At 71.9% G+C, this 12,264-nt stretch carries 9 protein-coding genes; all 9 read left to right on the top strand.

What is annotated here, in order from left to right:
- Positions 1-43: 43 nt before the first annotated feature.
- The 9 genes from O7635_RS24735 to O7635_RS24695 all read left to right on the top strand — a co-directional run bounded on the left by O7635_RS24735 (position 44) and on the right by O7635_RS24695 (position 11,263).
- Complete coding sequence (locus O7635_RS24735; protein WP_278082850.1) at positions 44-781, top strand: GntR family transcriptional regulator; 738 nt, start codon at positions 44-46, stop codon at positions 779-781.
- 152 nt (positions 782-933) lie between these two features.
- Entirely contained in the window at positions 934-2,337 is a 1,404-nt protein-coding gene (locus tag O7635_RS24730) for an extracellular solute-binding protein (protein ID WP_278082849.1), read from the top strand.
- On the top strand, positions 2,312-3,259 hold the full coding sequence (locus tag O7635_RS24725; protein WP_278082848.1) for a sugar ABC transporter permease: 948 nt from the start codon (positions 2,312-2,314) through the stop codon (positions 3,257-3,259). The genes O7635_RS24730 and O7635_RS24725 overlap by 26 nt, the downstream gene beginning before the upstream one ends.
- Positions 3,256-4,125, top strand: a complete 870-nt coding sequence (locus tag O7635_RS24720; RefSeq protein WP_278082847.1) for a carbohydrate ABC transporter permease — start codon at positions 3,256-3,258, stop codon at positions 4,123-4,125. Before O7635_RS24725 ends, O7635_RS24720 begins: the two co-directional genes overlap by 4 nt.
- Positions 4,125-5,261, top strand: coding sequence for an ABC transporter ATP-binding protein (locus tag O7635_RS24715; protein ID WP_278082846.1), 1,137 nt, complete (start codon positions 4,125-4,127; stop codon positions 5,259-5,261). Before O7635_RS24720 ends, O7635_RS24715 begins: the two co-directional genes overlap by 1 nt.
- Positions 5,262-5,263: 2 nt before the next feature.
- A complete protein-coding gene (locus O7635_RS24710; RefSeq protein ID WP_278082845.1) occupies positions 5,264-6,472 on the top strand; it encodes a CehA/McbA family metallohydrolase in 1,209 nt (402 codons plus the stop codon).
- Positions 6,463-7,374, top strand: a complete 912-nt coding sequence (locus tag O7635_RS24705) for a sugar phosphate isomerase/epimerase (protein ID WP_278082844.1) — start codon at positions 6,463-6,465, stop codon at positions 7,372-7,374. The genes O7635_RS24710 and O7635_RS24705 overlap by 10 nt, the downstream gene beginning before the upstream one ends.
- The gene (locus O7635_RS24700) at positions 7,371-8,498 is read left to right on the top strand and encodes a Gfo/Idh/MocA family oxidoreductase (protein ID WP_278082843.1); all 1,128 of its coding nucleotides are present in this window, start codon (positions 7,371-7,373) and stop codon (positions 8,496-8,498) included. The genes O7635_RS24705 and O7635_RS24700 overlap by 4 nt, the downstream gene beginning before the upstream one ends.
- Positions 8,495-11,263, top strand: coding sequence for a glycoside hydrolase family 38 C-terminal domain-containing protein (locus tag O7635_RS24695; RefSeq protein ID WP_278082842.1), 2,769 nt, complete (start codon positions 8,495-8,497; stop codon positions 11,261-11,263). The genes O7635_RS24700 and O7635_RS24695 overlap by 4 nt, the downstream gene beginning before the upstream one ends.
- The last annotated feature ends 1,001 nt before the right edge of the window (positions 11,264-12,264 follow it).

Raw genomic sequence — 12,264 nt, 5'->3', positions numbered from 1 at the left:
TGACGCCCACATGATCCCCGCGTGCGCACAGCGAGGAGGTACCGTGAGCCGTCCCGAGATCGCGGTCGACCGGAGCAGCCCGGTCCCGCTCTACTTCCAGGTCGCCGAGCAGCTGGCCGCGGCGATCCGGCGCGGCGAGCTGGCGCCCGGTGACCGGCTCGACAGCGAGTTGCAGCTGGCCGACCGGCTCGGGCTGTCGCGCCCGACCGTCCGACAGGCCATCCAACACCTCGTCGACAAGGGACTGATGGTCCGTCGCCGTGGCGTCGGCACCCAGGTCGTCCGGGTCGAGGTGCGACGGTCGGTCGAGTTGACCAGCCTGCACGACGACCTGCTGCGAAGCGGGCAGCGACCGTCCACGTCGGTGCTCGAGCTGGCGACCGTGCCCTGTCCGGCCGAGATCGCCGTCGCGCTCGGCATCGCCGCCGGCAAGGATGTGCAGCACCTGCGACGGCTACGGCTCGCCGACGGCGAGCCCTTGGCCGTGATGGAGAACTGGCTGCCTGTCGACCGGGTCAAGCTCACGATCGACGCACTGCAGCGCGACGGTCTCTACACGATCCTGCGCGCGAGCGGCATCCGGATTCGCGGCGCCCACCAGCGCATCGGTGCCCGGGCGGCGACCGGTGTGGAGGCGAAGATGCTCGGCGAGCGGCGCGGCGCACCGGTGCTCACGATGAGCCGCACCGGATACGACGACCTGGGCATCTGCGTCGAACACGGCGCGCACATCTACCGCGGCAGCCGGTACTCGCTCGAGGTGTCCGTCGCCGAGCGGTGACCCGACGTGTTTCCGGATCATTTCAATGACAGGTATTTACGTCGTCAGGCTGTCATGACATTGTGGCGCTTGTACCGCTGGCGGCACATCGCGCGGTCGGCGGGCGATTCGCGAGTCTCTTCGAAGCCTCTCCTTGCGAAGGGAAGCAGCCCATGTCAGCCAAGCCCAGACACGCGACGCGCGTGCTCGCCGCGTGCACCGCCCTCGCCGTCGGCCTCACCACGACGGCGTGCGGCGACTCGTCCGAGCCCGCGGGCAAGGACGCCAAGAACATCACGCTCACCATCTCCGCCAACGCGATCGCCGGCGGCAAGAACGCCGCTGGCGCGGAGTGGATCGAGCAATGGGTCATCCCGCGGTTCGTCGAGGCGCAGAAGGCCAAGGGTGTCACCGCCAAGGTGACCTTCGTGCCCAGCGGCGTCGATGACGAGCAGTTCAAGACGAAGCTGGCCCTCGACCTGCGGTCCAAGGGCGGCGCCGACGTGATCGCCGTCGACGGCATCTGGGTCGGCGAGTTCGTACAGGCCGGATATCTCAAGCCCCTCGGCGAGGTGGCCGGCGACCAGGTGGACACCTGGGAGGGCTGGTCGCAGATCCCGGAGACGGTGCAGGGTCTCGGCACCTTCGAGGACAAGCGCTACGGCATCCCGCTGGGCACCGACGGTCGGGTCCTCTACTACAACAAGAAGCTGTTCGCCCAGGCCGGTCTGCCCGCCGAATGGCAGCCCAAGAGCTGGCAGGAGATCCTTGACGCCGGCGCCAAACTCAAGGCGCTACCAGGCGTCACTCCCATCCAGCTCAACGCCGGCACGGCCATGGGCGAGGCGACCTCGATGCAGGGTGCGCTGCCCATGCTGGCCGGCGCCGGCGGCGAGATCTACCAGGACGGCAAGTGGGCGGGCGCCGGCCAGCCGGTCAAGGACATGCTCGACCTCTACAGCAAGATCTACGCTGGGGGCCTGGGCGACCCGAAGCTGCAGCAGGAGGCGAAGGGTCGGGACAAGTCATTCACCGAGTTCGCCGCTGGCAAGATCGGCATCCTCGCCGAGGGCGACTACTTCTGGCGCAGCGTGGTGCACCCCACGGACGGCATCGCCAAGATGGGCGATCGTGACGCCACCGTCGGTTACGCGCTGATCCCCGCCAAGCAGCCCGGCGCGGGCATCAACGGCCAGGACTTCGTCAGCATGTCCGGCGGCGGCGTGCGGACGCTCAACCCCAACTCCAAGTACCCGTCGCAGGCGTGGGAGCTGTTGTCCTTCATGCACTCGGCGGAGGCGGTCAAGGCCGAGCTCGCCGGCGCGACCCGGATCACCGCCCGCACCGACGTCAACAAGGAGGTGCTCGCGGCCGACCCGATGCTCAACTTCGTCGCCGAGAAGGTGCTCCCGATCACCGCGTACCGGCCGCCGCTGGCGGTCTACCCGCAGGTGTCGGTCGCGCTGCAAGAGGCGACCGCCGAGGTGACCGGTGGCAAGAGCGTCGACGAGGTGGCCACCGCCTACCAGCAAAAGCTCGAAGGGATCGTCGGTGGCGCAGGCAACGTCGCCTCCTGACGAGCTGGTCGAGGGAGAGCGCCCCATCCCGGGCGCCTCCCCCGCCCCCGACGCCGCGGGCCTCGGCCGGGCCCGGGCCGCCGGTTTCCTCGTCCCGGCCATGGTGCTGATCCTGGTCTTCCTGGTGGTGCCCGCCGTCTGGACGATCTACCTGGGACTGACCAACTACCGGCTGACGGGACTGGCCGCGGCCAGTCCGGAGATCGTGGGGCTGGACAACTTCACCAACGCGCTGGGCGACGAGCGGTTCCGCACCTCGCTGCTGCTGACACTCCAGTTCGTCCTCGGTTCCGCGGTCATCGGCCAGGCCGGGTTGGGCTTCGCCATCGCGTACGCGCTGCGCGACCGCCGCGGCCCGCTGCGTCGGGTCGTTGAAGGGCTGATCCTGCTCTCGTGGATCCTGCCGAGCTCGGTGGTCGCCTTCCTGTGGATCGCCCTGCTCGACCGGGACGCGGGCACGCTCAACGCGTTGCTCGGCATCCCCGGCATGGCCTGGCTGCTCGACTACCCCATGCTGTCGATCATCATCTTCAACACCTGGCGCGGCACCGCGTTCTCGATGATGCTCTACGCCGCGGCGCTGGAGAACGTCCCCCGCTCGCACCTGGAGACCGCCCGCCTGGCCGGCGCGTCGACCTGGCAACAGCTGCGCGATGTGGTGTTCCCCCGCATTCGCGGGCACGTGCTGACCAACCTCCTGCTGATCAGCCTCTGGACGTTCAACGACTTCGCGCCGTTCCTGATCACCGCGGGCGGGCCGGAGCAGCGTTCGGAGATCCTGCCGGTGTACGTCTACAAGGTGGCGCTCGCCGGCGGTGAGCTCGGTTTCGGCGCCGCGATCTCGTTCGTCATGCTGCTGATCAACCTGGTCATCGCGCTGGTCTACCTGCGCCTGCTGGGACGGCGGAAGGAGCCTTCGTGACCGTCACCACCGCCCCGAGCGCACCGACCGGGCAGCGTCCGACCGTCGCGGTGCGGCACCTGCTGGCCCAGATCGGCCGCTACACGTTCCTCAGCGTCGTCCTGGCCTTCTTCGCGTTGCCGCTGCTGTGGCTGGCCACCGCCCCGTTCGACGACACACCGACGGTAACGGCCTCGCTGCCCCGGTTCACCTTGGACAACTTCCGGGCTTTGCTGGACAACCCGTACGCGTTGCGGTCGCTGCTCAACTCGGTCTACCTCGCCGCCGGCACCGCCGTGCTGGTGGTGACGTTCGCCGCCCTCGCCGCGTACGCGCTGAGCCGGGTCCGGGTGCCAGGCCGGGACGCGCTGCTCTACGGTCTGCTGCTGCTCTCGTCGATCGTCACCGGCACCGCCACCATGGTGCCGCTGTTCGAGCTGGCCTTCCGGCTCAACCTGATCGACTCCCGACTCGGCGTGATCCTGATCCTCAGCGGAGGCCTGCTGCCGGCCGCCATCTTCATCCTCAAGGACTTCATGGACTCCACTCCGGCGTCCTATGAGGAGTCTGCCCGCGTCTTCGGCGCCAGCCCGTTGCAGATCATGCGGCACATCGTGGTGCCGTTGGTCCGCCCCGGCCTGGCCACCGTCGGAGTGTGGGCCGTGGCCAACGTCTGGGGCAACTTCCTGGTGCCGTTCCTGCTGCTGCGCGGCCCGGACAAGGCGCCGGCAGCGGTCATCATGTACACCCTCTACACCGAGGGCGGCCAGGCCGACCTTCGGCTGCTCTCCACGTTCTCGTTGCTGTACTCGCTGCCGGTGGCGCTGATGTTCGTCTTCGTCAGCAGCCGATACGGATTCCGCTTCCACGGAGGGATCAAGCGCTGATGTCCGCCATCACCATGCGCGAGCTGACCAAGGTCTACCCCGGCGGAGTACGCGCCCTCGACGCCCTCGACCTCGAGATCGCCGACGGCGAGTTCTTCGCCCTGCTCGGCCCGTCCGGCTGCGGCAAGACCACGCTGTTGCGCACCATCGCCGGTCTGGAGGTCGCCTCCGGCGGCGCTGTGCACATCGGTGAGCGCGACGTCACCAACCTGCCGCCGGGCAAGCGCGACGTGGCCATGGTCTTCCAGGACTACGCGCTCTTCCCGCACATGACGGTCCAGGACAACATCGCCTACCCGTTGCGGATCAAGAAGGTCGACCGGCGCGAGCGCACCGAAAAGGCCGCGGAGACCGCCGACGAGCTCGGCCTGTCCGCGCTTCTGCAACGGCGCCCGGGGCAGCTCTCCGGCGGTCAGCAGCAGCGCGTCGCACTCGCCCGGGCGATGGCCTGCCACCCGCAGGTGTTCCTACTCGACGAACCACTGTCCAATCTGGATGCTCGGCTCCGCCTGGAGGCACGCACCTTCCTCAAGCGGCTCCAACGTGAGCTCGGCGTCACCACCGTCTTCGTCACCCACGACCAGGCCGAGGCGCTCGCCCTCGCCGACCGGATCGCGGTCATGGAGGGCGGCCGGATCCGCCAGGTCGGCACCCCTACCGAGGTGTTCCGCCGCCCGGCCAACACGTTCGTCGCCGGGTTCATCGGGTCGACACCGATGAACCTCATCGGCGCGGAGGTGCGCGGCGACGAACTGGCCGTCGGCGCCGCCCGGCTCCCGCTGCCCGACGACGCGCGGGGCCAGGTCACCGATGGGGAACGGCTGGTCTACGCGGTCCGCCCGGAGTACCTCGACTACTCCCCCACGCGGGTCGAGGGCGCGCTCACCGGGCAGGTCGTGGTGGTGGAGAACCTGGGCAGCCTGTCCCTGGTCTCGCTCGACGTCCCGACCGGCGCCCCTGACGGCACCGAAGGGGACACCACGAGCGTCCAGGTCGTCGTGGCGGAGGGCCGTGAACCGGACGCGGGCGATGTCGGGTGGGTGGTTCCCCGCCCGGGCCGGTCGCTGCTCTACCGCGACGGTGACCTGGTCACCGCCGGCGCCGAAGCGGGCGTGCCCGCTGCGGCGCGGAGCTGAGCATGGTCGTGCACCGGGGCCGGTGGACGTTGCAGCATCGGGCCGACGACGTGCTGCGGACGCTGCCGGTCACCGTCCCGCCCGGCACCGCGGCGCTCACCGTGCGGCTGGACTATCCCCGCGAGGCGGGCGTGCTCGACCTGGGCTGCCTCGACCCGGCCGGCTTCCGCGGCTGGTCGGGTGGCGCCCGCGACAGCTACACCATCGCCGCCGGCTGGGCCACGCCCGGCTACCTGCCCGGCGAGCTGCCACCCGGCGAGTGGCAGGTGCTGCTGCGGCTGCACCGCATCCCACCGGGCGGCCTCGACTACGAGGTGACCGCCACCACCACCGGCGCCGCTCCCCCGGCGCCCGAGCCGCCGGCCGCGCCGCCTCGCCCATGGCGGCCGCCCCGGCGGGACCTACCCGACGTCGACGGCCGGCGGTGGCTCGCCGGCGACCTCCACGCGCACACGGTGCACAGCGACGGGGCCCACACCATCGACGAGCTCGCCGCGCTCGCCGCCTCCCGCGGCCTCGACTTCCTCGCCGTCACCGACCACAACACCGTCAGCCACCACCCGTGGCTGCCGGCCGCCTCCGACCGCTACGGCATCACCTTGGTGCCCGGCCAGGAGGTGACCACCGACCGCGGGCACGCCAACGTCTTCGGCCCGGTGCGCTGGATCGACTTCCGGCGGGCGCCCGATGACTGGAGCGCGGCCGCGCAGCGGGACGGCGGCGTGATGTCGGTCAACCACCCGCTCGGCGGCGACTGCGCCTGGCGCCAGCCGCTCGCCGACCGCACCCGCCTGGTCGAGGTGTGGCACTCCGGCTGGTGGGACCGGACCTGGGGCGCGCCGCTGGCCTTCGCGCGGGCCTGGCGGCCCGATGTCATCCCGATCGGCGGCAGCGACTTTCACCGTCCCGGCGCCGACGCGCTGCCCGGCTCCCCCACCACCTGGCTGCTCGCCGACCGCGACGCCCCGCCCGGCGACGCCGTGCTGGACGCGTTGCGCGCCGGCCGCACCGCCATCTCCGCCGATCCCGACGGACCACTGCTGCTGCGGCTGGACGACGAGCTGCTGGCGCTCGACGCCGACGGCGCCCTGCTGGCCTATCCGGACGGGCGGCACCGGCTGGTCCGCGGCGACCGGTGCCTGCTACCGGCCACCGAGGGGCTGCACATCCTGGAGTCCTACCGCATGGAGGTGATCGCACTGTGCGGCTGAGCGCACGCACCCGGGTGGCCGGCGCCCCCGTCAACTACGGCATCTACCAGACCGCGACCGCGCCCGTCGGTCCCGACCAGCTGCTGGCAGCGCTCGCCGAAGACGGCTATACCGGCGTCGACTCCGGCCCGATCGGCTACCTCGGTGACGTGGCGACCCTTCCCCGGCGACTGGAAGGGGCCGGCATCGCGCTCGCCGGCGGGTGGGTCGACCTGCGTTTCGCGGATCCGGACGGGTTCGCCGAGGATCTTGTTCTGCTGGACGCCGCGCTCGACGTGTTCACCGCCGCACGCGGCGACGACCCGCGGTTCGCGCCCCGGCCGACGCTGGCCTGCCCCGGCAATCCCGCGCGGATGGCCCGACCCGGCATCCCGGCCGACCCGGCGTCAGCGCTGCCCGACGGGGCCTGGCCGGACTTCGCCGCCCGGATCCAGCAGGCCGCCGATCGTTGCCGCGACCGCGGCCTGGAGCCGGTCTTCCACTACCACCTCGGCACCGACGTGGAGTCCGCGGCGGAGGCCGACCGCCTGCTCGAGCTCACCGACCTCGCGATCTGCCTGGACACGGGGCACCTCGCGCTCGCCGGCGGTGACCCGGTCGCCGCCGTGCGCCGCTGGGCCGGACGGATCGGCCAGGTGCACCTGAAGGACGCGGACCTGGCCGCCCACGCGCGAGTCCGGGCGGCCGGCGGCGATCTGATGGATGTGGTGGCGGCCGGCGGGTTCTGCGCTCTGGGCCGCGGCGACGTCGACCTCGCCGGTGTGCTCGCCGGTCTCGACGAGATCGGCTACCTCGGCTGGTTGGTGATCGAGCAGGACAGCCCCGCCGCAGGTCGCGATCTCGGCCGGATCCGCGCGGACCAGCACGCCAACCGGCGGTGGCTCGACGAGGCGTTGCGATGAAGCGGATCCGGGTCGCGGTGGCCGGACTGGGCACCATCGCCCGCACCGTGCACCTGCCGCTGTTGCGCCGCCGCGACGACCTGTTCGAGCTCGTGGCGCTGGCCGACGTGTCCCCGTCCCGGGTCGCCGAGCTGGGCGAGCGGTACGGGGTCGAGCCGTCCCGCCGCTACACCGACGCGGCCCGGATGGTGACCGAGGGCGGCTGCGACGGGCTGCTGCTGGCCACCTCCGGCTCGCACGGCGAGCTGGCCGCGGCGGCGCTGGACACAGGCCTTCCGGTGCTCTGTGAAAAGCCCTTGGCGTACACGCTGGCGGAGACGGCCCGACTGGCCGCCACCAGCACCCGTGCGCTGATGGTCGGCTACATGAAGCAGTACGACCCGGCGGTGGTCGAGGCCGCGCGGCTGCTGGCCGAGCTCGGCGGCGCACAGGCGGTGCACGCGGTCGAGGTGACCGTGCTGCACCCCAGTGGAGACCGGCAGCTGCGCTTCGCCAACCTGCCTCCAGCACCGGCCGACGTGCCGGCCACGACCGCCGCCCGGCTCGCCGCCGCCGACCGGGCGCTGCTCGACGCTGCCGTCGGCACCGACCCCGGTGCCCGTGCCCTCTACCGGATTCTGATCAACAGCATCTCCCACGACCTGTCGCTGCTGCGGTTGTTCACCGGGCCGCCGGCCACCGTCGACCACGTGGCCGTCTGGCCCCTTCCCGACGCCCCGGCCGAGCCGTCCGTCGAGATCAGCGGGCGGCTGACCGGCGGCGCCCGCTACGGGATCCGGTGGCTGCTTCTGCCGGACTACCCCGCGTACCGCGAGACGGTCACCCTGCACCACGCCCGCGGCTCGCTGGAGCTCGTGTTCCCGTCGCCCTACCTGCTCAACACGCCGACCACGCTGACCGTCGTGGAAGCCCAGGGCGACGCCGAGCGACGCACCGCGTTCCGCTCGGTGACCGAGGCGTTCGAGGAGCAGCTGGTCGCGTTCCACGCGATGGTCACCGCGGGTGTGGCCCCACTGACCGGCGTCCTGGAGGGCGCGGCCGACATCAGGACCAGCCAGCAGGTGGTGCGCCGCTTCGGTGAGCTGACCGGGGCGCCGATCGGCGGAGAGGCGGAGAGCCGATGACAGGACCGGCCGAGATCATCGTGGTGCCGCATACGCACTGGGACCGGGAGTGGTACGAGCCGTTCCAGCGGTTCCGGCTGCGGCTGGTGGCGCTGCTCGACGACGTGTTCGACCGGATGGAGCGGGATCCGAGGCAACGGTTCACCCTCGACGGGCAGCTCGCCGCGGTCGACGACTACCTCGAGGTCCGCCCGGAACGGCGTGAGCAGGTCATCGCCCTCGTCAAGGCCGGCCGCCTGGCGGTGGGACCGTGGCAGATCCTGCTCGACGAGTTCCTGTGCTCCGGGGAGAACATCGTGCGCAACCTGGAGCGAGGGCTGCGTCGCAGCGCGGAGCTGGGCGGCGCGATGCCGGTCGGCTACCTGCCCGACATGTTCGGCCACATCGCGCAGATGCCGCAGATTCTCGTCGGGGCCGGGCTGGCCCACGCCTGTGTCTTCCGCGGCGCTCCGCAAGCCCTGCACCGGCATGCCTTCGCCTGGCAGGCGCCGGACGGCACCACGGTCCGCACGGAGTACCTGCCCGGCGGCTACGGCAACGCCGCCGGTCTGCTGGACGATCCCGCGCAGGTCACCCGCCGGGCCGGCGACCTCGCCGGCATGCTCGCCGCGTGGCGGTTCGACGGGGAGACGACCCCCGCGCTCGCGATGTACGGCACCGATCACGCGGCACCGGCACCCGGCGCCCCCGACCTGCTCGCCGCCGCCGACCTCCCCGCCACGACGCTGCGTCTGGGCACGCTGACCGAGTACTTCGCCACCCAACCGTCTACTGTCGACCGACTGCCGGTGGTCCGCGGTGAGCTGCGCTCGCATGCCCGGGCCAACATCCTGCCGGGCGTGCTCTCCGTGCGCGGCCACCTGAAGCGGGCCATGGGCCGCGCCGAGCGACGCGTCGAGCGTTATGCCGAGCCACTCGCGGCTCTGACCAACGACGCGTCCGTGCAGCGCTTCCTCGACATGGCCTGGACGCGGCTGATCGACGCGAGCTGCCACGATTCGGTGACCGGTTGCGGCTGCGACGAGACCGCCGAGCAGGTCGCCGTGCGCCTCGCCGAGGGCGACCAGCTCGGCCGGGCGGTGTGCGACCTCGTCGGCGCGCGGCTGGCCGCGGCCGTGCCCCGGGACGGCTACCTGCTGTTCAACCCCACCCCGGCGGTCCGCACCGCGCTGGTCCACCTCGACGTCGACGCGCCGGTCGACGGCGCCGTGTCCCTTGTCGACGCCGTCGGCCGCGGGGTGCCCGCACAGGTCCTGGCCCGGGACGCCACCACCCTCGCCGACGAGGTGGTGCCGGCGGCAGATCTGGCGAAGGTGCTGACCCGGGTGCACGGTCGGGAGCTTTACGGTCAGGAGGTCGCCGCGTGGTCCGTGGCACCTGGCGACGCCACCCTGACCTTCCACGTCGCCCGGGACGGCGACCCCACCTTCGACGTCGCGGACGTCCGGCTGGCGCTGCACTCCGCCGAGCCGAGCGAAACCTGGCGGGTACGGATCCTGGCCGCGCCGCGGGCCACCGTGGCCGCCCTGGTCGAGGTGCCGCCACTGGGACGCACCGCTGTCCGACCGGCGCCCGTGAGCTACGAGCCGCTCCGATCGGATTCCGGTTCGCACGGACCGTTCCTCGGGAGCGCGTCGCGCACGGTGGCCGGCGCCGCCCTCGACAACGGCCTGCTACGGGTCGAGGTCGCGGAAGACGGCACGCTCACGCTGACCACCCCGGACGGAGTGACCACGGGCGGGATCGGGCGGATCGTCGACGGGGGTGACGTGGGCGACAGCTACAACTACGCGCCGCCGGCCGCCGACGAGCTCGTCGACAAGCCCACGGCCGTACGCGTGGCGGTGCGACACGACGGGCCCTTGGTCGCCGTGCTCGACGTCGTGCGGGAGTACCGCTGGCCGGCCCGCGCTGACGTCGACGCCGGCTCCCGCGCCGTGGACCGCGAGCCGATCACCGTCACCACCCGCGTGGAACTGCGCTGCGGCGAACGGTTCGCCCGCCTGCGGGTCGAGTTCGACAACCGCTGCGACGACCACCGGGTCCGGCTCCACCTGCCGCTGCCGTCGCCCGCCGACACCTCGTACGCCGAGGGCCAGTTCGCCGTCATCGAGCGCGGGTCGACCGCGGAGGGCGGCGGCGGAGAGGTCCCCCTGCCGACCTTCCCCGCCAACGGGTTCGTCGCCGCCGGCGGGCTGGCAGTGCTGCTGACCCAGCCCACCGAGTACGAGCTGACCGACTCCGGCCGCGAACTGGCGGTGACGATGCTGCGCGCCATCGGGATGCTGTCCCGCAACCGGCACGCCCTGCGCGACGAACCCGCCGGCCCGCAACTGCCGACACCGGAGGCGCAGTGCCGCGGGCTCCGCACGGTCGAGCTCGCGATACTGCCGCACCGGGGCACCTGGCACGAGGCCGGGCTGCTGGCGCAGGCCGAGGCGTACCGCCATGAACTGCTGGCCTTTCCCGGCACGGACGCCGTGGCCTCCGCGCTGCCTACGCCGGCCATCGGGCTGTCCGTCGACGGCGAGGGCGTGACGCTGACCAGCGTCCGGAACCGCGCCGGCCGCATCGAGGCGCGGCTGGTGGCACAGACACCGGCGGAGACAACCGCGGTGCTCGGGGGCGCGACGATCCGCGCGGCATGGCGAGCCGACCTGCTCGGGCGGGCCGGCGATGCGCTCGCCGTCGACGCGGACGGGCTGGTCCGGCTACGACTGCGGGCCTGGGAGATCGCCACGGTGCAACTCGACATCTCCGGCTGACCCTGCCCGGGCAGGACGCGGCCTCTGCTCTCGTGGCAGGGCGACGGCCGTCGCTCGGCGGATCAGCCACGACCATTGTCAGACCGCAATCGGAGCATCATCACTGGTCGTTAGGCGGTCGGCTGCGGCGTCGGTCCCTGGTGCCGAAAAGATCGCCTTCTACGGGCGAACGTCAACGGAGCAGTTCCAGGATCCGGCGTCATCGCGCGAATGGCAGCGTGACAACGCCGTCCAGCTGCTCGACGGCTCTGCCTTGGCATCATCGCCCAGCGGCTGCCGCCCTGTTGCGTTCTGCCTCCGCGCCCGAGCGCACCTTCGACGCTGTGGTGATCGGCGAGTTCGAACGGGCCTTCACCGCCGGCCACGCGCGCGGCATCACCGCCCCGCTCAACGCGTACGGGATCGGTGAGTGGCCGGCCAAGCTCGACGGGCCGGTCGATCTGAGTGACAGCACCCACCAGGCGGTGCTGCAGCTGCTGGGCCATCAGGCGCACGGAGATGCTGCGCGCTCGTCGGCGCACGACAGCAGCGATGGCCGCACAGGTACGCACCCAGGGACGTCACCTCGGCGGCCGCCCACCGTATGGATACCGGTTGGTCGACCCCGGTCCGCATCCGAATGTGCAGCATGCCCGCTGGGATCGGCGCTTGCACAGCACCGCCGGCATCGCCCGTGCCCTCAACACACGTGGCGTGCCGCCTCCCTCAGCTCACGACCGGGCCCGAAGCCCGCATCGATCCGGCACGGCGTGGACGCTGCGGACCGTCGCCTCGATCCGGGCGAACCCTCGCTACACCGAAAGCGTCGACCACCACGAAAGCCAACCCGGCGACACGAGCAGCCCGCCGCGGGACAACCCACACGCGGCTGGAATCCCCGCGACCAATGGGAATTCTCCCCGCCCGGCGCCCACCCAGCCCTAATCAGCGAAGCCGACTTCCTCAGCTGACGGGCCCTTGTCATCTGCGTAATCTGCGGACGTCGCGCCGAAGGTCATTGG

The organism is Asanoa sp. WMMD1127 (assembly GCF_029626225.1).
GTDB lineage: Bacteria > Actinomycetota > Actinomycetes > Mycobacteriales > Micromonosporaceae > Asanoa.
The sequence above is the reverse complement of the archived record's forward strand: the minus strand, read 5'-3'. Positions and strand labels throughout refer to the sequence as shown.